General features: G+C 69.2%; 21 protein-coding genes and 1 pseudogene. 14 read left to right on the forward strand and 8 right to left on the reverse strand.

What is annotated here, in order from left to right; translation table 11 throughout:
* Positions 1–564, forward strand: coding sequence for a DUF3093 domain-containing protein (locus tag KB201_RS04470; RefSeq protein ID WP_068971982.1), 564 nt, complete (start codon positions 1–3; stop codon positions 562–564).
* Here KB201_RS04470 and KB201_RS04475 read toward each other — a convergent pair.
* The 3 genes and pseudogenes from KB201_RS04475 to KB201_RS04485 all read right to left on the reverse strand — a co-directional run bounded on the left by KB201_RS04475 (position 546) and on the right by KB201_RS04485 (position 3,631).
* Complete coding sequence (locus tag KB201_RS04475; RefSeq protein WP_211538476.1) at positions 546–1,250, reverse strand: hypothetical protein; 705 nt, start codon at positions 1,248–1,250, stop codon at positions 546–548. The genes KB201_RS04470 and KB201_RS04475 overlap by 19 nt on opposite strands.
* A 25-nt stretch (positions 1,251–1,275) precedes the next feature.
* Positions 1,276–1,440 (reverse strand): annotated as a pseudogene (locus tag KB201_RS04480) (catalase); the annotation flags it as partial.
* Positions 1,441–1,537: 97 nt separating this feature from the next.
* Positions 1,538–3,631, reverse strand: a complete 2,094-nt coding sequence (locus tag KB201_RS04485) for an acyl-CoA dehydrogenase (protein WP_211538477.1) — start codon at positions 3,629–3,631, stop codon at positions 1,538–1,540.
* 157 nt (positions 3,632–3,788) lie between these two features.
* Between KB201_RS04485 and KB201_RS04490 the strand changes: the two genes are divergently transcribed.
* Together KB201_RS04490 and KB201_RS04495 are read left to right on the forward strand one after the other, a co-directional pair.
* Positions 3,789–4,484 carry a TetR/AcrR family transcriptional regulator gene (locus KB201_RS04490; protein WP_211538478.1) on the forward strand — a complete coding sequence of 232 codons (696 nt, stop codon included), beginning with the start codon at positions 3,789–3,791 and terminating at the stop codon, positions 4,482–4,484.
* A gap of 171 nt (positions 4,485–4,655) precedes the next feature.
* Positions 4,656–5,819 carry an acyl-CoA dehydrogenase gene (locus tag KB201_RS04495; RefSeq protein ID WP_211538479.1) on the forward strand — a complete coding sequence of 388 codons (1,164 nt, stop codon included), beginning with the start codon at positions 4,656–4,658 and terminating at the stop codon, positions 5,817–5,819.
* A 142-nt stretch (positions 5,820–5,961) separates the two neighbouring features.
* Here KB201_RS04495 and KB201_RS04500 read toward each other — a convergent pair whose 3' ends face one another.
* Both KB201_RS04500 and KB201_RS04505 read right to left on the reverse strand, forming a co-directional pair.
* Positions 5,962–6,450: a YdcF family protein gene (locus KB201_RS04500; protein WP_254859675.1), complete on the reverse strand. Its 489-nt coding sequence runs from the start codon at positions 6,448–6,450 to the stop codon at positions 5,962–5,964.
* Between the two features lie 195 nt (positions 6,451–6,645).
* Positions 6,646–8,115: an NAD-dependent succinate-semialdehyde dehydrogenase gene (locus KB201_RS04505; protein ID WP_211538480.1), complete on the reverse strand. Its 1,470-nt coding sequence runs from the start codon at positions 8,113–8,115 to the stop codon at positions 6,646–6,648.
* A 135-nt stretch (positions 8,116–8,250) separates the two neighbouring features.
* Between KB201_RS04505 and KB201_RS04510 the strand changes: the two genes are divergently transcribed.
* The 7 genes from KB201_RS04510 to ccsB all read left to right on the forward strand — a co-directional run bounded on the left by KB201_RS04510 (position 8,251) and on the right by ccsB (position 15,496).
* Complete coding sequence (locus KB201_RS04510; RefSeq protein WP_211538481.1) at positions 8,251–9,192, forward strand: SGNH/GDSL hydrolase family protein; 942 nt, start codon at positions 8,251–8,253, stop codon at positions 9,190–9,192.
* An 83-nt stretch (positions 9,193–9,275) separates the two neighbouring features.
* Positions 9,276–10,625 (forward strand): glutamate-1-semialdehyde 2,1-aminomutase, encoded by a 1,350-nt coding sequence (gene hemL / locus KB201_RS04515; RefSeq protein ID WP_211538482.1) that lies wholly within the window; start codon positions 9,276–9,278, stop codon positions 10,623–10,625.
* On the forward strand, positions 10,625–11,251 hold the full coding sequence (locus KB201_RS04520) for a histidine phosphatase family protein (RefSeq protein WP_058252659.1): 627 nt from the start codon (positions 10,625–10,627) through the stop codon (positions 11,249–11,251). The genes hemL and KB201_RS04520 overlap by 1 nt, the downstream gene beginning before the upstream one ends.
* 15 nt (positions 11,252–11,266) lie before the next feature.
* Positions 11,267–11,860 carry a TlpA disulfide reductase family protein gene (locus tag KB201_RS04525; protein ID WP_211538483.1) on the forward strand — a complete coding sequence of 198 codons (594 nt, stop codon included), beginning with the start codon at positions 11,267–11,269 and terminating at the stop codon, positions 11,858–11,860.
* Positions 11,860–12,687 (forward strand): cytochrome c biogenesis CcdA family protein, encoded by an 828-nt coding sequence (locus KB201_RS04530; RefSeq protein ID WP_068971439.1) that lies wholly within the window; start codon positions 11,860–11,862, stop codon positions 12,685–12,687. The genes KB201_RS04525 and KB201_RS04530 overlap by 1 nt, the downstream gene beginning before the upstream one ends.
* An 11-nt stretch (positions 12,688–12,698) precedes the next feature.
* A complete protein-coding gene (locus KB201_RS04535; protein ID WP_211538484.1) occupies positions 12,699–14,456 on the forward strand; it encodes a cytochrome c biogenesis protein ResB in 1,758 nt (585 codons plus the stop codon).
* Between the two features lie 20 nt (positions 14,457–14,476).
* Positions 14,477–15,496, forward strand: a complete 1,020-nt coding sequence (ccsB, locus tag KB201_RS04540; protein ID WP_068971437.1) for a c-type cytochrome biogenesis protein CcsB — start codon at positions 14,477–14,479, stop codon at positions 15,494–15,496.
* Positions 15,497–15,532: 36 nt separating this feature from the next.
* Here ccsB and KB201_RS04545 read toward each other — a convergent pair whose 3' ends face one another.
* The 3 genes from KB201_RS04545 to KB201_RS04555 all read right to left on the reverse strand — a co-directional run bounded on the left by KB201_RS04545 (position 15,533) and on the right by KB201_RS04555 (position 16,712).
* The gene (locus KB201_RS04545) at positions 15,533–16,009 is read right to left on the reverse strand and encodes a helix-turn-helix domain-containing protein (protein WP_058252664.1); all 477 of its coding nucleotides are present in this window, start codon (positions 16,007–16,009) and stop codon (positions 15,533–15,535) included.
* A 123-nt stretch (positions 16,010–16,132) separates the two neighbouring features.
* On the reverse strand, positions 16,133–16,351 hold the full coding sequence (locus tag KB201_RS04550) for a hypothetical protein (protein WP_058252665.1): 219 nt from the start codon (positions 16,349–16,351) through the stop codon (positions 16,133–16,135).
* A 136-nt stretch (positions 16,352–16,487) separates the two neighbouring features.
* Entirely contained in the window at positions 16,488–16,712 is a 225-nt protein-coding gene (locus KB201_RS04555) for a BldC family transcriptional regulator (RefSeq protein WP_058252666.1), read from the reverse strand.
* 190 nt (positions 16,713–16,902) lie between these two features.
* On the opposite strand from KB201_RS04555, the gene KB201_RS24765 reads away from it, so the two are divergent.
* The 4 genes from KB201_RS24765 to KB201_RS04575 are packed head-to-tail and all read left to right on the forward strand — an operon-like array spanning position 16,903 to position 21,737.
* Positions 16,903–17,280 carry a DUF4229 domain-containing protein gene (locus tag KB201_RS24765; RefSeq protein WP_374193888.1) on the forward strand — a complete coding sequence of 126 codons (378 nt, stop codon included), beginning with the start codon at positions 16,903–16,905 and terminating at the stop codon, positions 17,278–17,280.
* A 12-nt stretch (positions 17,281–17,292) separates the two neighbouring features.
* A complete protein-coding gene (locus KB201_RS04565; protein WP_211538486.1) occupies positions 17,293–18,426 on the forward strand; it encodes a PLP-dependent cysteine synthase family protein in 1,134 nt (377 codons plus the stop codon).
* A gap of 45 nt (positions 18,427–18,471) precedes the next feature.
* Positions 18,472–19,173 carry an ABC transporter ATP-binding protein gene (locus tag KB201_RS04570; protein ID WP_065629222.1) on the forward strand — a complete coding sequence of 234 codons (702 nt, stop codon included), beginning with the start codon at positions 18,472–18,474 and terminating at the stop codon, positions 19,171–19,173.
* The gene (locus KB201_RS04575; protein WP_211538487.1) at positions 19,173–21,737 is read left to right on the forward strand and encodes an FtsX-like permease family protein; all 2,565 of its coding nucleotides are present in this window, start codon (positions 19,173–19,175) and stop codon (positions 21,735–21,737) included. The genes KB201_RS04570 and KB201_RS04575 overlap by 1 nt, the downstream gene beginning before the upstream one ends.
* Positions 21,738–21,777 lie beyond the last annotated feature (40 nt).

The raw sequence follows: 21,777 nt of genomic DNA on the forward strand, positions 1-21,777 counted from the left end.
ATGACCGACGACGATCCGGAAGGTCACGACTCCGTCGAGCCGGCGGGCGAGGTGCTGTTCGCCGAGTCCGGCGGCAGCTGGTGGGTGGTGCTGATCGGTCCGGTCCTGGTGGGCGCGGTCCTCGCGATGGAGATCGCCGGGCCCGGTCAGGTGCACTGGCCGGTGCTGGCGATCTTCTTCGTGCTGCTGCTGGGGTTCTCGCTCGTGCAGGTGTCGGCAGCCCGTCGGCATGTCAGCGTCGAGCTCACCGAGACCACGCTCCGCCAGGGTGCCGTCACGACGCCGCTGGCCGACATCGCGAAGATCTTCCCGCCCAATCACAGCCACACCCCCGAGGACTGGGAGAGTGCGTCCGCGTTGGGCGAGCTGCACGGTGTACCGCGCCGCCGCAAGGGAATCGGTGTGCAGCTGACCTCCGGGCGGATCGCCCAGGCGTGGGCCCGCGACGTCGAGCGGTTGCGCAGCGAGCTCACGCAGGCGCACGAGGCCGTCCGGCTGGGGCTACCGCCTCGGGGGACGTCGAGGACCGAACCGTCCTCGGAGGATCAGGACACGACGGAGTGACGTCCCGCCCGGCTGTCGCGGTAGGCGCGGCGCCGTAGATCCCCGAGCCACGACGGGGCGAACTCGACGCCCTCGGGCCGGTGCAGGATGGGGTCGAAATCGACGTCGAGTCCGGTGAGGACATGGTCGAGTTCGATCCGGACGACCGGCACGAACCGTCCGGCGCCGGCTTCTAAGACGATGACGATCGGTTGGTTGCGGCGGAGACGGGCAGCCAGGTCCTCGATCGACAGGCCCGATGAGTCCGACGGTTCGAGGATGCGGGCCCGAATCCAGTACAGGTCACCGTCGTACCGGTACGGCGTCAGGCTCGACACCGCGGTGGCCCAGTGCGTCGTCGGCAGCGGGACGGGCAATCGGCCGTCGAGCGGCGCCGGGCCGGCGAGCAAAAGATCCCACGCGCCGGTGGCGTTGGTCGACGGCGACACCCCGCCGCCGCCGACGGCGCCGGGGTCGGTCGACGGGAAGCGGATGGCCAGCCCGACGATGTCTGGTAGGCCGCCGGGTGTGCCGATGCCCTTGGACACCCGCACCGACACCGGGCCGCTGTGGAAGGGGAGTGGGTGGTCAGCTGACAGCGCGGCCGCGCCCCCACACAGCAGACCGTCGGGGTGGAACACCCGGGCGTGTCTGAGGGCGGCCAGCCAGCGGAACGGGGTCGTGATGAGGTCGGGTAGTGCGCTCATGAGAACTCTGGTTGTCGGTGCGTTCCTAGCCGGACGGGTCCGGATCGACGACGTCCTTGATCTTGCCCATGACACCCTTCTCGGTGCCGAACTGCGGCTTCTGCGGGGTGCCCATCGCGCCGTCGTAGGTCGCGTAGAGCTTCGGGTCCGGCGGCGGCCCCGACTGCCGATCGCCCAGCGGCTGCGGGTCAGTATGCCCGTGGTGCGCAGGCCCAAACACCAATGCCGAAACGACAACGCGGCCACCGTCTGTTCGACGGTGGCCGCGATGGTCTCGAGAGCGGGGCTCAGCCGTTCTGGAGCATGGGTGCGCGCAGCAACTCTTCCGGGACGCCGAAGGCGTCGACGAGCGACCGGGCATGCGGTCGCAGTTCCTGGCAGAGCTCGTTCACGCCGCGGCGGATCGCCTTGGCGCGCTCCACCGAGATGTGCCGGTGCATCATGAACCAGGACAGGTCGTCCTCCAGTGCCGAGTAGACGAACAGGTCGCACACCTTGCCCAGAAGCTCTGCCGCCGAACGGGAATCGCAGTTCTCGATCGCCTCGACAAAGGCCTCGAGTACCACGCGTTCGATGTGCGCGTGCCCGACCTTCAGCAGGTGGTCCTGCGCGTTGTTGAACACCTCGAAGGCGTCGTTGTCGTCGTCGAGCGCGCGGCGTAGTCGTTGCGCGCACGTCCGGACGAGGTGGTCCTCGCGGTTGCGGAACAACCGGATCTGGGTGCTGCGGTCGGTGAGCGCCGACTTCTCGGTGTCCTCGTCGGAACCGTCGAGCAGGGTCTGCACGACCTGCCGGACCGCGGTCTTCTCGGCCACCACGTCGCGGGCCATCCCCGCGATGAAGCGCACCCAGCCGCCCGCCGAGAGTCCTTGGACATCTTCGGAGTACGCCGACAGCAGCTCCTTGGCGATGAGCTGCGTCATGATCGTGTTGTCGCCCTCGAAGGTGGTGAAGACGTCGATGTCACCCCGCATGATCGACAGCTGGTTCTCGTCGAGATAGCCTGCGCCGCCGCAGGCTTCACGGCTGACGTTGATCGCGTGGGAGGCGTGCCACGTGGCGTAGGCCTTGAGGCCGGCGGCCTGCCCCTCGAGCTGGCGCTGGCGTCCGGCGTCGGAGTCGTCGGGTGCGACCGACTGGACCTCGTGCAGTTCGTCGACGATCTCGTTCTGCGCGAATCCGATCGCGTACGACTTCGCGATGAGCGGCAACAGCTTCCGCTGGTGACCGAGGTAGTCCATCACGGTGATCTCGTCGGTGCCCTCGGGCGCCTCGAACTGCTTGCGGATCAATCCGTAGCGGGTCGAGAGTGCCAGCGCCTTGCGGCCGGCGGCACCCGCGGTCGCCGCCACGCTGACGCGGCCGCGGATGAGGGTGCCCAGCATGGTGAAGAAGCGGCGGTTGGTGTTCTCGATCGGCGAGCTGTAGCTGCCGTCTTCGGCGACGTCGGCGTAGCGGTTGAGCAGGTTCTCCGCGGGGATGCGGACGTTGTCGAACATGATCCGGCCGTTGTCGACGCCGGCGAGTCCGCCCTTGTACCCGCAGTCGCTGGTGGTGACGCCGGGCAGGTCGGCGCCGTCCTCGTCCCGGATCGGCACCACGAAACAGTGCACGCCACGGCCTTCGGGCTCCTCGTCGGGCCCGCCGGTGACGAGCTGGGCGAACACCGCGGCATACCGGGCGTGGGCGGCGGCGCCGCCGATGTAGTCCTTGCGGGACGACGGGGTGGGGGAGTTGATCACGAACTCGCGGGCCTCACGGTCGTAGGTCGCCGTGGTCTCGATGGCCTGCACGTTCGAGCCGTGCCCGGTCTCGGTCATCGCGAAGCACCCGAGGACGCTCAGGTCGATGATGCCGGGCACGTACTTCTCGTGATGCCGTGCGGTACCGAGGTTTTCGACGGCGCCGCCGAAGAGGCCCCATTGCACGCCGGCCTTGACCATGAGGGACAGGTCCGCGTAGCCGAGCATTTCGATGGCGGTGATCGACGCGCCGATGTCACCGCTGCCGCCGTGGTCCTCGGCGAAACCGGCGGCCGCGAAGCCCTGCGAGGCGAGCTCGCGCATCACCTCGAGGGTGTGGGCGCGCGCCTCGTCGAGCGTCCGGGACGGGTCGGGCAGGAGGTCGGCGCGGTTCGAGTTCTCCCGCACCGTCTCCCTCGTCGCGCGCCAGCGTCCGTCGAGGACGAACCGGAGGTTGTCGACGAGCAGGGCCCGCTCGTCCGCGGACAGTTCGTCGTCGGCGGAGACGTCGGCTGGGGCGACCGGGTCGTCGACCGTCGGTTCGGTCGCGATGGGTGTCGGGCTCGTCGTCGACGGGGTCTTCTCCGTAGAGCTCTTCTCAGCCGGGGTCTTCTCGGTGGGAGCGGTGGGGGTTGCCATGGCTCCACCGTACGTAGTGACCACGCGTCGGACCCAGCTTTTGTGGCGGTCGCTACTGACGAGTAATGCGCACCGATCCGTTACGCAGGTCGGCGCCGAACTCCTGCTTCGGGAAGGCCCGAGGGTCTCGTCGCCTCCATGTGGTGATACTTGACCCATGTCAGTCGCGGACACCGATCCGACCGCCTTTCGCACGCGTGTCGTCGCCGAGTCCATCCGTCTGTTCAGCGAGCACGGCTACGAGTCGACGACCGTCGAGCAGCTCGCGGCCGCCGCCGGGATGTCCCGGCGCACGTTCTTCCGTCAGTTCGGGTCCAAGGAAGATGTCATCTTCGCCGACCATGAGTCGCTGCTCGCGCAGGTCGGAGACCGGCTCGCGGTCGAGCACGACGACCCGTGGCTGGCCGTCTGCGCCGCTGCCGAACTGGTCTTCGCCCACTTCGTCCGGGATCGCGAGCTCGCGGTTCGGCGCGCACAGGTGGTGCAGGAGGTGCCTGCACTGCGCGATCGCGAGCTGGTGACGACGTACCGCTACCAGGGTGCGTTCGAGGAGTTCCTGCGCGCACGGTTGCCCGACGAGTCGCCGGTGCGCGTCGTGGCCTACGTGGCGGCGGTCACGGGCACCCACAACTTCCTGCTGCGGCAGATGATCCGCGGCGACACCGAGGCCACCCCGGAACGACTCCGGGAGGAGTTGCGGCGGGTGACGTTGGCACTCGGTGCCGTGGATGCGGGTGGTGCGACGTCCCCGGCGGGCGGGTCGGGCAGACAGGTCACCGTGGTCACCTATCCGGCCGGTACGTCTCCGACGGAAGTCGCACGTCGGGTGGTCGAAGAGCTGGGCGAGGGCTGAGTCCGGCGGAGGGTTGCGGGACATCGGCGTCGGTTTCGAGGAGAATCGGCGGAGACGGGGTCTGCATCGATTGACATGGCACTCAGTGCCGTGCTGAACTGGTTGTCAACATCTGCCGGCACCCCGCGTGCCGGGAACGAACAGGCACTCGCTGTGCCGTGAGGAGTTGTCATGGGCTACGGAAATCCCGACTTCAACGTCTTCGAGCTCCCGGAAGAGCACCTGGCGCTGCGTGAGGCCATCCGCGCGCTCTCGGAGAAGGAGATCGAGCCGCACGCCGCCGACGTCGACGAGAACTCGCGGTTCCCGCAGGAGGCGCTCGACGCCCTCGTCGCATCGGGTTTCAACGCCATCCACGTGCCCGAGGAATACGGCGGCCAGGGTGGCGACTCCATCGCCGCCTGCATCGTCATCGAAGAGGTCGCCCGCGTCGACGCATCGTCGTCGCTCATCCCCGCGGTCAACAAGCTCGGCACCATGGGCCTGATCCTCAACGGCTCCGACGAACTCAAGCAGCAGGTGCTGCCCGGCATCGCCTCCGGTGAGGACATGGCGTCGTACGCCCTGAGTGAGCGCGAGGCCGGTTCGGATGCCGCGGGCATGAAGACCCGCGCCCGTAAGGACGGCAACAACTGGGTCCTCAACGGCTCCAAGTGCTGGATCACCAACGGCGGCAAGTCGAGCTGGTACACCGTGATGGCCGTGACCGACCCGGAGAAGAAGGCCAACGGCATCTCCGCGTTCATGGTTCACAAGGACGACCCCGGCTTCACCGTCGGACCGCTGGAGAAGAAGCTCGGCATCAAGGGTTCGCCGACCGCGGAGCTGTACTTCGAGGACTGCACCATCCCGCTCGACCGCATCATCGGCGACGAGGGCACCGGCTTCAAGACCGCCCTGCAGACCCTCGACCACACCCGCCCGACCATCGGCGCGCAGGCCGTCGGCATCGCGCAGGGCGCGCTCGACCAGGCCATCGCATATGTCAAGGACCGCAAGCAGTTCGGCAAGCCGATCAGCTCGTTCCAGGGCGTCGAGTTCATGATCGCCGACATGGCGATGAAGGTCGAGGCGGCTCGCCTCATGGTCTACACCTCGGCCGCTCGCGCCGAACGCGGCGAGAAGAACCTGGGCTTCATCTCCTCGGCGTCGAAGTGCTTCGCGTCCGACGTCGCGATGGAGGTCACCACCGACGCCGTGCAGCTGTTCGGCGGTGCCGGGTACACCCGCGACTTCCCGGTCGAGCGCATGATGCGCGACGCCAAGATCACCCAGATCTACGAGGGCACCAACCAGATCCAGCGCGTCGTCATGAGCCGCGCGCTCCTGCGCTGATCGCCCCTGAAGCACCACGATCTCGCCCCGTCGGCTTCGGCCGGCGGGGCGAGCTGCGTTCTCGCGGTGCCGTTTCCGTCCCGCTGATGGGATCGAATCAGCGGGACGGAATCGGCGACGCGAGAAGGGTATTCGCGAGGTGCTAGGCGTACGCGGACCGGAACTCGATGCGCGCGCCCTGTTGCCGGGCGGCGTCGCGGAAGTTCTTCATCGCGCGTTCCATGTGGAAGCCGTTGGTGACGATGAGCGCGCCGGTTCCGCCCATCCGTTTCAGCATCGCCACCGTGTTCTGGGCGTTCTGCACCGTCGAGGTCGACGCGACCTCGTTCACCATCTGCCACGGCGGGATTCCGCGCCGGATCAGTCCGAGGTTCATGAACTGGGCCTCGGTGACGGGCAGCCAGTGGGTGTCGCCACCGGAGACGATCATGCGGTTGAACGGGTGCTTCTTGCCGAGGTTCGCCGCGACGTCGAGACGACGCTTGAGGACATCCGGAGTTTGCCCGAGAACGCCGAACTTGGCGCCGAGTACGACGATGTACCGGGTCCCCGGACTCTGCCAGAGGAAGTTGCTGTTCGGGGTCCCGAGTTCGGAGCTACCGAGGTCGACGCTGCCGAAATCGGTACTGATCGCGGCGTTCTCGACCTACGCCACCGGTTCGGACGGTGCGACGGCGACCGCCACCGAGGCGGCAGTTGCGATTGCGGCCGCGGCTGCCGCGGTCGTGAGGGTTCTACGACGCATGGTGACCGAGTGTAGGGATCAGTACTGTCGTACAGGTATCGGATCGATAACACCTGTATCACTAGTCACATACGTAACACGCTAGGTGAGCGCGATGTACTTCACCGAGAGGTACTCGTCGATGCCCTCGCTGCCGCCCTCGCGTCCGATCCCGGACTGCTTGATGCCGCCGAACGGTGCTGCGGCGTCGGAGATCACGCCGCGATTGACCCCGACCATGCCGGAGTCCAGGGCGCCCGCGACGCGCATGCAGCGCTCGAGGTCGCGGCTGTAGAAGTACGACGCCAGGCCGTATTCGGTCGAATTCGCGGCCTCGATCCCCGCGGATTCGTCGTCGAAGGTGCTGATCACCGCGACCGGACCGAAGATCTCCTCACGCGTCACCGGTGCGTACGGGTCGACGTCGTCGAGAACCGTTGCTGGATAGAAGAAACCCCGACCTTCCGGACGTTCGCCGCCCAGTCGCACACGGGCACCGTCGGCCACCGCCTGCTCGACCGCGTCGGCGACCTTGTCCCGCTGGTCGGCGTTCACCAGCGGCCCCAGGGTCACCCCGTCGTCGTAACCCGGTCCCATCCGGACCTCCGACATCTTCGCCACCAGCTTCTCGGTGAACTCCTCGGCGACAACGGACTGCACCAGGAACCGATTGGCGGCGGTGCATGCCTCGCCCCCGTTGCGCATCTTGGCGGCGAAGGCGCCCTCGACCGCGGCGTCGACGTCGGCGTCGTCGAAGACCAGGAACGGGGCGTTGCCGCCGAGCTCCATCGACGTGCGCAGGACGCGGTCGGCGGCCTGACCCAGCAAACTGCGACCCACCGGCGTCGACCCGGTGAAGCTGATCTTGCGGATGCGATCGTCGGTGATCAACGTCGACGACACGTCGCCGCTCGACGTGGTGGGCAACACCGACAGCACGCCGGGCGGCAAACCGGCTTCGGCGAAGGCCTCGGCCAGAGCCAGCATCGTCAGCGGCGTCTCGCGGGCCGGCTTCACGAGCATCACGTTGCCCGCGGCGAGCGCGGGTCCGATCTTGCGCGTCCCCATCGCGAGCGGGAAGTTCCACGGGGTGATCGCCAGGCACGGCCCGACGGGCTGGTGGGCCACCAGGATGCGCCCGTTGCCGGCCGGCGCCGGACTGAACCGACCGCCGATCCGGACGGCCTCCTCGGCGAACCACCGCAAGAACTCGAGTCCGTAAGTTGTCTCCGCCCGGCTGTCGGGGAGGGCGCGGCCCAGCTCGAGGGTCATCAGCATGGCGATGTCGTCGGCGCGATCGGTGAGCAACCGGAAGGTCCGGCGGAGGATCTCGCCGCGCTCCCGTGGTGCGGTGGCCGCCCAGTCCGCCGACGCGGCGACGGCGGAATCGAGAGCGCGGCGGGCATCGGCGACCCCCGCGTCGGCGACCGAGACGAGCGACTCCTCGGTCGCGGCGTCGTAGACCTCGAAGGTCCCGCCGTCGGCTGCGGGTGTGGACCGGCCGTCGATCCAGAGTCCGGTCGGCACACCGTCGAGCACGGCCTGCGGGTCGAGAATCTCCTTGTCGCTCATGCGCATTCACATCCTCGTGACTCGGTTGCGGGACTCCGCGCGGAGCGGCGATCCCCTCGGCGAACCACGCTACCCGCGTGGGCGGGCGGCCGGCCGGTGGTTGCCGACGGGCTTCACCGGACGCAGGATGGCGGCATGACGGCACGCAGGTTCGACGATCGACGTCCACGGCGGCTCATCCGGTCCGGGCTCGTGCTGCTCGCGGCGGGAGCGGTCCTCGCCGGCTGTGCCCAGTCGACGCAGAACGACGCCCAGTCGACGGAAACACCTGCACGGTCGACGCAAACGCCCGCCCAGTCGACGGAAAACGACACCCGGTCGACGGAGTACGTGAACCTCGGCGACAGCTTCAGCGCCGGGACCGGCGTGCGGCCGCTGGAGGAGGACTCACCGATCTACTGCCTGCGGTCGGCGAGGAACTACGCGCACGTCGTCGCGGCGGACGAGGACTTCGACCTCACCGACGTCAGCTGCGCGGGCGCCGACACCGACGACTTCCGCGAGTCACAACATCAGGGCGTGCCGCCGCAGCTCGACGCGCTCGACGACGACACCGACGTGGTCACGCTGATGATCGGCGGCAACGACGAGGAGACCTACGGTCGCGCGATCCGGCTCTGCGGCGAACTGGCCGACTCCGACCGCACCGGCTCGCCGTGCACGGACCGTTACGGACGGGCGCTGATCGAGCCGGTCGCCACCGACATCTATCCCGCCGTGCGGCAGGCCCTGCGCGACGTCCGGGACCGCGCGCCGAACGCGCGCATCCTGCTCGTCGGCTATCCCTGGCTGGTCCCGCCGACGACCGGCTGCTATCCCGAGATGCGACTCGCCGCCGGGGACGTACCGATGATCCGCGAGCTCCAGACCGCGCTCAACACCTACGGGCGGCGCGCGGCGCAGGACGAGGGCGTCGAGTTCGTCGACATGTCACAGGTCTCCGAGGGCCACGACGCGTGTGCCGGCGAGCAGCGCTGGATCGAGCCGATGACCACTCCGGGACCCGGCGCGGTGCACCCCAACGAGGCGGGTCAGGCGGCGATCGCCGACCAGGTGCGCACCGCGCTCGCGAGCTGACCGGGTCCGGTTCGAGCCGGGTCGCACCCCCTCCGACCAGCGAGGATTTGGGTCACCCGGTGCCGTTTGGAACACTGTAGGCCGTGACCCCTTCCGCTGCTGCCACGCCCGCTCCCGGCACGGCCGCCTCCGCCGCGCTGTTCACCCGCGCGACCCAGGCCATCCCGGGCGGCGTCAACTCCCCGGTGCGCGCGTTCTCCGCGGTCGGCGGGACCCCTCGCTTCATCTCCTCGGCGTCCGGATGCCGGCTGACCGACGCCGACGGCAACGACTACGTCGACCTCGTGAGCTCCTGGGGTCCGATGATCCTGGGGCACGCGCACCCGGCCGTCGTCGAGGCGGTGCGTGAGGCGGCCACCGGCGGCCTGTCGTTCGGCGCCCCGACCGAGGCCGAGATCGAACTCGCCGAGGAGATCATCGGCCGCGTCGACCCTGTCGAGCGCGTCCGGCTGGTGAACTCCGGCACCGAGGCGACGATGTCGGCGATCCGGCTGGCCCGCGGCTTCACGGGCCGGTCCAAGATCATCAAGTTCGCCGGCTGCTACCACGGTCACGTCGACGCGCTGCTGGCCGCGGCCGGCTCCGGCGTCGCCACGCTCGGGCTGCCGACGAGCCCCGGCGTCACCGGTGCGTCGGCGCACGACACCCTCGTGCTGCCCTACAACGACCTCACCGCCGTCGCCGACGCCTTCGCCGAGTTCGGCGACGACATCGCGGCCGTCATCACCGAGGCGGCGGCCGGGAACATGGGCGCGGTCGCGCCGGTCGAGGGCTTCAACGCCGGACTCCGCGACCTGACGCGCCGCCACGGCGCGCTGCTGATCATGGACGAGGTCATGACCGGGTTCCGGGTGAGCCCGAGTGGCTGGTACGGACTCGAGGGCGTGGCCGGCGACCTCTACACCTTCGGCAAGGTCATGAGCGGGGGACTGCCCGCGGCGGCGTTCGGTGGCCGCGCGGACGTCATGGAACGTCTCGCGCCGACCGGGCCGGTGTACCAGGCGGGCACGCTGTCGGGGAATCCCGTCGCCGTCGCCGCCGGCCTCGCGACCCTGCGCAACGCCGACGTCGAGGTCTACCGCACGCTCGACGCGAACGCCGACCGCCTCGCGACCCTGCTGCACGAGGCCCTGTCGGCGGCGGGGGTGGCCCACCGCGTGCAGAAGGCGGGCAGCCTCCTGAGTGTGTTCTTCACTACCGATCCGGAGATCCCGATCTTCGACTACGACGGCGTCGCCGCCACCGAGACCTGGCGGTTTGCGCCGTTCTTCCACGCTCTGCTCGAACGCGGCGTGTACGCGCCGCCGAGCGCCTACGAAGCCTGGTTTGTGTCCGCGGCGCTCGACGAGGATGCTTTCTCGCAGATCGCCGATGCGCTGCCCGCGGCAGCGCAGGCGGCCGCGACCGCAGCCACCCCGGGGGACAACGCCTGATGCACACGATCGTCCACATGATGCGCCACGGAGAGGTCGACAACCCCGACGGCATCCTGTACGGCCGTCTCCCCGGCTTCCGCCTCTCCGGCGACGGCCAGGCGCAGGCCCGTAAGGTCGCCGACACCCTCGCCGACCACGACGTCAAGGCCGTGTTCGCCTCGCCGCTGCAGCGCGCGCAGGAGACCGCCACCCCGATCGCCGCCGCGCACGGCGTCCCGATCCTCACCAACGACGACCTCATCGAGGCGGACAACGTCTTCGAGGGTCTCAAGGTCTCCGTCGGCGACGGCGCGCTGAGCAAGCCCCGGCACTGGCCCAAACTCCGCGACCCGTTCACGCCGTCGTGGGGCGAGCCCTACATCCAGCTCGCGCACCGCATGCTGGCCGCGGCGAACAAGGCCCGCGACGCCGCCCGCGGTCACGAAGCCGTCTGCGTCAGCCACCAGCTGCCCGTGTACACGTTGCGCCGGTTCCTCGAAGGTCAGCGCCTCTGGCACGACCCGCGTCGCCGCCAGTGCTCGCTGGCCTCGCTGACCAGCCTCATCTACGACGACGACGCCCTCGTCGACATCATCTACTCCGAGCCGGCCGGGTCCTCGGACCCACTGGCCACCGGTGCGTGAAGAAAGCCTGACGTAGTGCGCAAGTTCCTCCTGCCGACGATGTTGTCGGCCCTGATCCTGCTGGTCGCCGGATGCAGCACCGGCGACGACGCGGTCGCGCAGGGGAACACCTTCCAGTTCGTGTCACCGGGCGGGCAGACCGTCATCACCTACGCGCCCGACGAGCGCAAGCCGATCGCCGAACTCGCCGGCGAGGACCTCGTCACCGAGCAGCCGCTGTCGCTGTCCGACGAGCGGTTCGCGGACAAGGTCGTCGTCGTCAACGTGTGGGGTTCATGGTGCGGACCCTGCCGCGGTGAGGCCGACGACCTCGAGCGCGTCTACGAACGCAATCGCGCCGACGGAGTGGAATTCCTCGGCATCAACCTGCGCGACGACCGCGAGTCGGCCAAGGACTTCGTCATCGACCGCAAGGTCGGGTTCCCGTCGATCTACGACTTCCCGGGGATGTCACTGGCCGCTCTGACCACGCCCACCTCGGTGGTGCCGACGACGATCGTCCTCGATCGGCAGCACCGGCCGGCGGCGGTGTTCCTCAAGGCGGTCTCCGACAACGAGCTCGACGAGGTCGTCAAGCGCGTCGCGGCCGAGCCGGCGGGGTCGATGTGATGGACCCGTTCACCCAGGACTCGACCACCCTGGTGCTCGCCTCCTCGATCGGCGACACGTTCGCCGACACCGTCTCCAGCGGACCGCTGCTGCTCGCCTTCGCCGCCTGCCTGCTCGCCGGGCTCGTATCCTTCGCCTCCCCGTGCGTCGTGCCCCTGGTCCCGGGCTACCTGTCCTACCTCGCGGGTCTCGTCGGGGCCGAGGCGCCCGCGGTGAAGGTGGGGGAGAGCGCCAAGAGCGGCCGGTCGCGGGTCGCGCTGGCCGCCGGCCTGTTCGTCCTCGGCTTCACCGTCGTCTTCGTCGCCGCCACCGCCACCGTCCTCGGGGTGACCAGTACCTTCGTGTTGAATCGCGAACTGCTGCAACGCATCGGCGGGGTCGTGACCATCGCCATGGGCCTGGTGTTCATCGGCCTCATCCCGGCTCTGCAGCGCGAGGTCCGCTTCGAACCGCGGCGGGTCTCCAACATCGTCGGGGCGCCGCTGCTCGGAGCGGTCTTCGCGCTCGGCTGGACGCCGTGCCTCGGGCCGACCCTGGCCGCGGTGATCGCCACCGTCAGCGGGACCGAGGGGTCGACGGCGGCCAAGGGCGTGACCCTCATCGTCGCGTACTGCCTCGGCCTGGGCCTGCCCTTCGTGATCCTGGCCTTCTCCTCGGCCTGGGCCCTGCGCAGTCTCGGCTGGCTCCGCCGGAACGCCCGCACGATCCAGGTGATCGGGGGCGTCCTGCTGATCGGGGTCGGCGTCGCCCTCCTGACCGGCTGGTGGGACCAGTTCATCGTCTGGGTCCAGGTCCGCTTCGTCACCGACACCCAACTACCGATCTGAGTGCTGTCCTGATGACCGATGTGACCGACCGCCCGCAGGTGGACACCCCCGAGCCGGCCCCGAAGCCCCACTGGGCCCGCCGCCGGGTGCTGTGGCCACTACGCAACCTGTGGCGTTCGCTGACCTCGATGCGGACCGCGCTCATCCTGCTCTTCCTGCTCGCCCTCGCCGCGATCCCCGGTGCCCTGCTCCCGCAGCGCGAGCTCAACGAGCAGAAGACCCTGGAGTACATCGCCGCACGCGGTCAGCTCGGCGTGTGGATGGACCGCCTGCAGCTCTTCGACGTCTTCTCCAGCGCCTGGTTCACCGCGATCTACGTCCTGCTGTTCATCTCCCTCGTCGGCTGCCTGACGCCGCGCATGGTCGAGCACTTCCACAGCCTGCGCGCGAAACCCGTTGCCGCACCGCGCAACCTGTCGCGGTTGCCGCGGCACGTGACCCACACCGTCGACGGGGATCCGGAGACGGTCGCCCGACGGATCGACGGCCGGTTGCGCGGGTGGCGTCGCGAGGTCGTGGTCCGCGAGCCGAGCAAGGCGTATCCGGACGGGTGCGTCGAGGTCTCGGCGGAGAAGGGCTATCTGCGCGAGTTCGGCAACCTGGTGTTCCACTTCGCGCTGCTGGCGCTGCTGGTGTCGATCGCGCTGGGCAAGATGTACGGCTACGAGGGCACCCGCAGCCTCGTCGCCGACGGCGAACAGGGACTGTGCAACACCTCGACCGCTGTCTACGACTCGTTCCGCGCCGGCAACCTGGTCGATGGCACCGACCTGTCGCCGTTCTGCTTCCGCGTCGACGACTTCTCGGCGACCTTCCTGCCCAGCGGTCAGCCCGACATGTACGACGCCACCATCCGGTACGCCGCGGGCAGTGACGGCAGCGTGGGCAACCTCGGCGATCCCGCCGGCTGGGACACCGCGTCGGTGCGCGTCAACGAACCGCTTCGCGTCGCGGGCGACCGGGTCTACGTCCTCGGCAACGGTTTCGCACCGACGTTCACGGTGACCTTCCCCAACGGGGAGAAGCGCACCCAGACCACCCCGTTCGTGCCGGACGAGCTCCAGACGATGCTCTCCTCGGGCGCGGCGCGCTTCGACACCCCGGCGGGTCTGTACCCCGACGCCGACGACCGCCGGAAGAACCAGATCGCGCTGGAGGGCCTGTTCGCGCCCACCGCGTCGTTCCACGGCTCGCTGCTGACGTCGTCGTCGCCGACCCCCGACGACCCCTTCGTCGCGATCCGGATCTTCAAGGGCGACACCGGTCTGGACACCGGCAGACCGCAGAACGTCTACTCGCTCGACCAGGACCTCATCGAGCAGGGCCGCCTCCAACGTCAGGCGCAGGTCAACCTCGCGGTCGGCCAGAGCCACACCCTCGCCGACGGCACGACGGTGACCTTCGACGGCTACGAGCGGTGGGTGTCGGTCCAGGTCTCGCACGACCCCGCCCAGATCTGGGTGCTGGTGAGCTCGATCGTCATGCTCGGCGGTCTGCTGGTGTCGCTGCTGATCCGCCGTCGGCGTATCTGGGCCCGCCTGGTCCCGGTGCCGGCCGCGAGCGCACGTGCCGACGGCGATGGCCAGGACACCGATGGCCCGGACACCGATGGCCCGGACACTGGGCAACGACGTACTGTAGTAGAAATCGCCGGGCTGGCGCGTACCGATCAGGCCGGTTGGGGTGAGGGCTTCGACGAGCGGGCGGCCAAGTTGGTGGCCGACGACGCCGACGGACCTGCCTCGCGGCGGACGACCCGGCGGCTCTAGCGGCCGGCGAAAGGAAGCACATGAACACCGACGCTCCGGCGATGCCGATCGACGAGACTCTCGCGCGGTACTCGGACCTGCTCTACGGCACGGCCATGACGGTCTACGTCGTCGCGGTCATCTTGTTCCTGGGCGCCCTCGCCGCGGTCCGCGGACGACGCCTCGAGCAGAAGCAGCTGGTCAACGCCGGGGTGAACGGAACCGACACGCGGGTGCCCGGGCGGGTCGACGAGTCGTCGCGCCGGACCCTGGGCGAGAAGCTCGGCAACATGGCGCTCCCGGTCGTCGTCGTCGGCCTCGCCGCGCACATCGGTTCGATCGTGCTCCGCGGCATCGCGACCGACCGTGCGCCCTGGGGCAACATGTACGAGTTCATCTCGATGACGTGTGCCGCGGGTGTGCTCGCCGCCTTGATCATCCTGCGCAAGCGCGAGCACCGGCCGCTGCTCTCGTTCGTGCTGTTGCCCGTCATCCTGCTGATGTTCATCGCCGGCCGCTGGCTCTACACCCAGGCCGCACCCGTCGTCCCGGCCCTGAAGTCCTACTGGCTGGCCGTGCACGTCTCGATCATCTCGGTGTCCTCGGGCATCCTGCTGGTGTCCGGTGTGGCGAGCATCCTCTATCTGGTCAAGATGCGCTGGGCTCCGACCTCGTCCGACGACTCCGCCACGGCCGCGACCCGTCCGGGTCTGGGCGGCGCGGTCCGTCGGGTCGTCGACCATCTGCCGTCCGTCGAGCAGCTCGACCGCCTGGCCTACAAGTGCGTCGTGATCGGCTTCCCGCTGTTCGGCCTCGGGGTGATCTGCGGTGCCATCTGGGCCGAGGCGGCCTGGGGCCGGTTCTGGGGCTGGGACCCCAAGGAGACGGTGTCCTTCATCGCCTGGGTGATCTACGCGGCCTACCTGCACGCACGCGCGACGGCGGGCTGGCGCAGCAATGCCGCGGCCTGGATCAACGTCGCCGGTTTCGTGGCGATGCTGTTCAACCTGTTCATCATCAACCTGGTCGTCTCGGGACTGCACTCCTACGCCGGCCTGTGAGTACCGCCCGGTTGTGAGGGCGGGCCGGCGGAACCGTCAGCCGGACGCCTCGCTCGGGGAGTTCTCCTCCGCCCGCTTGGCGATCGCCTGGGCCTTGACCAGTTTGAGCAGGTCGATGAGTGCGTCGATGGTGTCCGGGCACAGCGAACCCATGTCGATCCCGGACAGGTGACTCCCGGTGACCTGGAGCATCTCGACGTAATTCTGTTGCTGCCGAACGCGTTCGAGGTCTTCGTCGGGGTTGGACAGGAAGTAGGTGACGCTGACGTCGAAGGCGCGGGCGATGGCCTCGACGGTGCGGAACGACGGCGTGCGGGCCTTGCCGGTGCGTAGCTGGGAGATGTACGCGTCAGACAGCGAGTAGCCGAGACGGTTGGCCTTCTCGGCGATCTTCTTGCCGGTATATCGGATGCCGTTCTCGTCACGGCTGTGTTCGAAGAGGTATCCGATCTTCTCGGCGAAGCTCAGGTCGTCATCGGTCGACGCCCCTCGCGGAGATCGTCCCGGGTTCAACGGCGCCTTCTCTCGGTCCGGCCATCGGGGAGTCGATGGTGAAGTGGACAATACCCTACCCACGGGTATGTTCCGCAGAGACGTTCTGAACCTGGTCTCAGCTTTTCGGCCGCGCGTCACGCCTCAGATCTCATCACCGTCGGTGCCGTTGGTGCCGCGGGTGCGATTGTCCAGGTCGCGCAGGAAATCGGGGTCGTCGTCGGGGCCGAGCGGGCCGCGGGGACGGGATCGACGCGGGCCGGGCGAAGGGGTGTCGCCGGACTCGTCGGAGTGGGGCCCGAAGGCGCGCCACATGAGGAAACCGATGGCCAGCAGACCCAGAACGGCGAACAGATAGATCATGACAACCTCCCGACGACCAGCGTACGTGAGACGCCTGAGAGGTCAGGGCGAAAGCCGACCTGACCCGCACTTCTCCCCTGATCGGATGAGGTCCGGCCGGGCGTCGGGTCGTCGGGAGAACTACAGGGCCGCCGGGTCAGTGGGCGCGGCGGTTGAGCAAGGCTACGACGTCCTCCTCGCGGAAGCGTCGGTGGCCGCCCGGGGTGCGGATCGAGCCGAGGATGCCGGAGCTCGCCCAGCGGGCGACCGTCTTGGGATTCACGTTGAACATCGCGGCGACCTGGCCGGGGGTCAACGTGTGCTGGCTGGCCAGTCCCGGGGTGATGTAGGTCGTGGGCGGTGCGGTCTCGATGCTGGTCATGATTCCCCCTGTGCGTGTTGGAGTGCTCGGTCGGTACGCCGAGATGGCGAAGCGGCTCTGCACGGTGGTGGACGAGTTCCTTATGAATACACGCAAATCGCCCAGGTACTCGAACCGTCAGTGGGAGGTAAAGAGCATGCAAAGGCCCGCGACCTGCGGGAGCGCCGAGACCGCCCAGTACGCTGAGGGGGTGAGTGAAACGCCCGACCCCACCCCCGGCAAGAAGGCCACACCCGACGCGGCCACCCGCGAGACCACGGCCGGCGGCGCCACGCCGCAGGCGGGTGGTCGCCCGATGACCCTGGCGTTCGCCCTGTTCGCGTACACGTTCGCGCGTCTGCTGCTCGTCACCGCGGTCGTGGTGATCATCATGGTCGGCGGCAACCTGGTGGGCGTCGAGGTGCCGTTCCTCGTGGCGGCGGTGTTCGGGGTGCTGATCGCGCTCCCGCTCGGCATGGTCCTGTTCAAGACCCTGCGTCTGAAGGTCAACAGCGAGATCGCGGCACTGGAGGCCGGTCGCCGTTCCAAGCACGACGACCTGCAGGCCCGGCTACGCGGCGAGAAGTGAGTTCGGCGCCCCGTGGAACCCACGCGAGTCGTCGACCGGCGCGCTGATCGGGCCTGGACCCAGAACGCCGTCCGCCTCATCGAGGCCGACGGCCGGCGCAGTGCCGACACCCATCTCCTCCGCGTTGCGCTGCCCGCATGGTCGCGCTGGACCGTCGCCGACGGCGACACGAGCCGCGAGGTCGGCGTGGACCTCTATGTCAAGGACGAGTCGACCCATCCGACGGGGTCGCTGAAGCACCGGCTCGCGCGTTCGCTGTTCCTCTATGCGCTGTGCAACGGGTGGGTCGTCGAGGGCACACCGGTGATCGAGGCGTCGTCGGGGTCGACGGCGGTCAGCGAGGCCTACTTCGCCGAACTGATCGGGGTCCCGTTCATCGCGGTGATGACGCGGAGCACCTCGCCCGCGAAGACGGCACTCATCGAACGCCACGGCGGGCGGTGTCATTTCGTCGAGCACCCCGGTGAGGTCTACGCCGAGGCGTTGCGTCTCGAGTCCGAACTCGGCGGCCATTTTATCGACCAGTTCACGATGGCCGAACGGGCCACCGATTGGCGCGGCAACAACAACATCGCCGAGTCGATCTTCGCCCAGCTGGCCGAGGAGGAACACCCGATCCCCACCTGGATCGTCGTGGGGGCGGGTACCGGTGGTACGTCGGCGACCCTTGGACGGTATGTGCGCTACCGGCGCCACGACACCTGGCTGGCCGTCGTCGACCCGGAGAACTCGGTGTTCCTGCCGGCCTACGCGTCGGCGGACGGCACGCTGACCGCCCAGACCGGTTCGCGCATCGAGGGCATCGGCCGGCCGCGGGTCGAACCGTCGTTCATCTCGCAGGTCATCGACCGCATGATCGGGGTGCCCGATGCGGCGTCGATCGCGACCGCGCGGCGCATGAGCGACCTCCTGGGTCGTCGGGTCGGTGGCTCCACCGGCACCAACATGTGGGGGGCCTTCTCGCTCGTCGCCGAGATGGTCGCCGCGCGCACGCCCGGCAGCATCGTCACCCTGCTGTGTGACTCCGGGGATCGGTACGCGACGACCTACTTCGACGACGACTGGCTCGCCGCCGGTTCGTTCGACCTCGGCCCCGCCGAGACGGTGCTCGACCAGTTCCTCGCCACCGGTCGCTGGACTACCTGAGAGCCGGGCCGGCCGCCGCGGGTGGGTTACGATCCGGGAGTGTCGATGGAACCCGGGCGGACGCCCGGCACCGGAAGTGCCCTGGTGGAAGCGGTCGATCTGGTGCGCGAGTACCAGATGGGCGAGGAACGGGTTCGCGCCCTCGACGGTCTGAACCTGTCGATCGACGGCGGCCAGTTCGTCTCGGTGGTCGGCCCGTCGGGAGCGGGCAAGAGCACCCTGCTGCACGTACTCGGAGCTCTCGACACCCCGACGTCGGGCCGGATCAGCATCGACGGCGTCGACCTCGGGGCACTCGACGACACCGCCGCCTCCGAGTTCCGGCGCAACCGCGTCGGGTTCATCTTCCAGTTCTTCAACCTCGTGCCGACGATGTCGGCGTGGGAGAACGTCGCGCTGCCGCGACTGCTCGACAACCAGTCGCTCCGCAAGGCGAAACCCCGTGCCGTGGAACTGCTCCGGCGGGTCGGACTCGGCGATCGAATCGACCATCGGCCCTCGGAGCTGTCCGGCGGCCAGATGCAGCGCGTCGCGATCGCCCGCTCGCTCATCATGGACCCGACGATCCTGCTCGCCGACGAACCGACCGGCAACCTGGACTCCAAGACGGGTGAGGCGGTACTCGAACTGCTCTCCGAGGTCGCCCATGACACCCCCGACCGGCTGGTGGTGATGGTGACCCACGACCCGAAGGCCGCCGCGGTCGCCGACACCACCATCACGGTCCGCGACGGGAAGATCGCCTAGTGGCGGGACGGGGTTCTCGGGTTGCCGCCCTAGCCGCCGGTCTGACCCGCATCCGCCTGCTGAACCTGCGCGAGATCCGTACCCACCGGCTGCGCCTGCTCACCTCGCTGGCGGTGGTGGTCGTGTCGTCGGCGTTGCTGATCGCGGTGCTCGGGACCTACGGGTCGGCGTCGGAGTCGGTGCGGGACTTCAACAATGCGGTGTCGGGGGTCGCCGACATCGAGGTCGCCGGCATCACCGACACCGGCGTCGACGAGTCGCTGGCCGGCGAGATCCGTCGCGACGTCGACGCGGCGGCGGCCGTCGTGCCGATGATCCGCGGGTCGGTCGTCGTCGACGGTTCGGCAGTGCCGCTGCTCGGCTCCGATCAACGCGTCACCCAGCTCTCGGGCAGTCTGCGCGGCGCCCTGCAGCAGGGGCAGGCCGGGACCGGTCCGGGCACCGTCGACCTGGACCGACTGCGCACCGGCGTGTTCGTCGGCCCGGGACTCGGGCTCGACCGCGGAGACCGATTGACCGTCAACGGGATCGAGGTCGAGGTCCTCGAGGTCGTCGACAACGAACAGGCCGCCGGTCTCAACAACGGCCGCTTTCTCTTCGCCTACGTCGACCTCGCGCAGCGACTCGTCGGACTCGAGGGCCGGCTCGACTCGATCCTCATCGTGACCGAGCCCGACGCCGATGTATCCGCCGTGCGCTCGCAGGTGCAGGGCATCGTGGACGGCCGTGCGGTGGTGGTCGATCCGGACTTCCGCGCCAAGCAGGCCGAGGTCGCGAGTTCGGTGACCCGCGATGCGACCCTGCTGGTCTCGCTCGTGTCGCTGGTGATCGCCGCCTTCCTGGTGTTCAACACGATGAACATGGCGGTGGCGTCGCGGCGGAGGTCGCTGGCGATGATCCGGGCGTTGGGCGCCAAGCGGTCTCACCTCGTCGGGGACATGCTCGGCGAGGCCGCGCTGATGGGTTTCGTCGGCGGCGTACTCGGCATCCCCCTCGGAATCCTGGCCGGGCGGGCGGTGATCAGCAGCCTGCCCGAACCCCCGGCCGATTCCGTCGGCACCGTCATCAACTACCACCTGCCCGGGTACGCGCCCGCGGCGGCGGTGATCGCCTGCGTGGTCGCGTGTGTCGCGGCGACGACGCTGGCCGCGCGGGCGGTGTTCGCGGTCTCGCCGGTGGAGGCGATGGCTCCGGTCGAGGTGTCGGACTCCGCCGCGCGGCGTGGTCCCGCGGTGGTGATCGCCGCGGTGCTCGGGGTCGCCGGCCTGATCGCGTCGTGGGTGGTCGTGGCAACCGTGCCGGGCCGCCCGGCCATCGTGGCCGGCGTCTTCTATCTGGTCGGCGCGCTGCTGCTGTGCTTCGCGCTGTCGAAACCGCTGGCCTGGGCGGTGGTTCGGGTGGCGCGCTGGTTCGGTGGCCCCGGACAGCTCGCCTCGGTGAACAGCGAGCGCGCCCCGCGGCGCGCGTGGGCGACGCTGATGACGGTCGCGGTGGCCATCGCGGTCGGCATGGGGACGTCGGGAGCACTGGACAACCTCGTCTCGTCGATGTCGAAATCGCTCGACGGACTGGGGGATCCGGACTTCTACGTGTCGTCGACGTCGGCCGCGAGCCTGCCCCTGGGTCCGATCCTGCCGCCCTCGGTGGCCGAACGCGTTGCGGCGGTTCCCGGGGTCACCGAGGTCGTCGGTGGTCAGTGGGCCGCGGTCAACATCGGCGAGAGCAAAGCGAATGTGCAAGGGCTCGAGCCGGGTTCGCGCGCACCGTTCATGCGCAAGGCGTCGCCGGAAGCGGTGGCGAGCGTCCTCGCCGGCGACGGCATCCTGATGTCGAACGTCTTGGCCCGCGCATTGGGCGTGGGCACGGGCGACACGGTGGAACTCGCGACCCCCAACGGTCCGCGGCAGACGGTCGTGCGCGACACCGTCGACTATGTCTCCCTCGACTCCGGTGTGGCGGCCATGTCGCAGGAGTTGCTGGGGGAGTGGTTCGATCGCGACGGCGACACCTACCTGCAGGTGATCACCTCGCCCGATGCCGACCCGGAGCAGGTCCGCCGGGACCTCGAGGCGCTCGTCGACGGCGTCCCGACGACGGGCAACAAGCCCATCAGTGTCTACAGCGGTGCCGAGGCCCTCGCGGCCACCCAGGCCACTGTCGAGCAGGCGGGCGCGTTCGCGGTCGCCATCCAGTGGATCGTCGCCGGTGCGGCCGCGATCGCACTGCTCAACACGCTGCTGCTGTCGGTCCTCGAACGACGCCGCGAACTGGGCGTCCTGCGGGCGATGGGGGCCTCCCGCCGGTTCGTCTCGCGGACGGTGCTCGCCGAGGCGGGAGCGGTCGCCCTGGTCGGGTCGGTCCTCGGCGTCGCCCTCGGTGCCGCCATGCATCTGCTCAGCAACCAGATCCTGACCATCACGACGTCCCTGACGGTGCTGTACTCGCCACGGCCGTCGGCCCTGCTCTTCGTGACCATCGCCGTGGCTCTCTGCCTGATCGGTGCGTTCGTCCCCGCGGTCCGGGCCGGGCGGATGAACATCAGCGAGTCGATCCAGAACGAGTAGTCCGCTCGCGGCTGCGCGATCGAATCAGATGTGCCATGCC

It is taken from the genome of Gordonia sp. SCSIO 19800 (assembly GCF_018132775.1).
GTDB lineage: Bacteria > Actinomycetota > Actinomycetes > Mycobacteriales > Mycobacteriaceae > Gordonia > Gordonia hongkongensis.

Excerpts from the sequence above, each read along its gene's own strand:
- KB201_RS04470 (WP_068971982.1), top strand. The coding sequence starts at position 1 with ATGACCGACGACGATCCGGAAGGTCACGACTCCGTCGAGCCGGCGGGC.
- KB201_RS04475 (WP_211538476.1), bottom strand. The coding sequence starts at position 1,250 with ATGAGCGCACTACCCGACCTCATCACGACCCCGTTCCGCTGGCTGGCC.
- KB201_RS04485 (WP_211538477.1), bottom strand. The coding sequence starts at position 3,631 with ATGGCAACCCCCACCGCTCCCACCGAGAAGACCCCGGCTGAGAAGAGC.
- KB201_RS04490 (WP_211538478.1), top strand. The coding sequence starts at position 3,789 with ATGTCAGTCGCGGACACCGATCCGACCGCCTTTCGCACGCGTGTCGTC.
- KB201_RS04495 (WP_211538479.1), top strand. The coding sequence starts at position 4,656 with ATGGGCTACGGAAATCCCGACTTCAACGTCTTCGAGCTCCCGGAAGAG.
- KB201_RS04505 (WP_211538480.1), bottom strand. The coding sequence starts at position 8,115 with ATGAGCGACAAGGAGATTCTCGACCCGCAGGCCGTGCTCGACGGTGTG.
- KB201_RS04510 (WP_211538481.1), top strand. The coding sequence starts at position 8,251 with ATGACGGCACGCAGGTTCGACGATCGACGTCCACGGCGGCTCATCCGG.
- KB201_RS04520 (WP_058252659.1), top strand. The coding sequence starts at position 10,625 with ATGCACACGATCGTCCACATGATGCGCCACGGAGAGGTCGACAACCCC.
- KB201_RS04530 (WP_068971439.1), top strand. The coding sequence starts at position 11,860 with ATGGACCCGTTCACCCAGGACTCGACCACCCTGGTGCTCGCCTCCTCG.
- KB201_RS04535 (WP_211538484.1), top strand. The coding sequence starts at position 12,699 with ATGACCGATGTGACCGACCGCCCGCAGGTGGACACCCCCGAGCCGGCC.
- ccsB (WP_068971437.1), top strand. The coding sequence starts at position 14,477 with ATGAACACCGACGCTCCGGCGATGCCGATCGACGAGACTCTCGCGCGG.
- KB201_RS04550 (WP_058252665.1), bottom strand. The coding sequence starts at position 16,351 with ATGATCTATCTGTTCGCCGTTCTGGGTCTGCTGGCCATCGGTTTCCTC.
- KB201_RS04555 (WP_058252666.1), bottom strand. The coding sequence starts at position 16,712 with ATGACCAGCATCGAGACCGCACCGCCCACGACCTACATCACCCCGGGA.
- KB201_RS04570 (WP_065629222.1), top strand. The coding sequence starts at position 18,472 with ATGGAACCCGGGCGGACGCCCGGCACCGGAAGTGCCCTGGTGGAAGCG.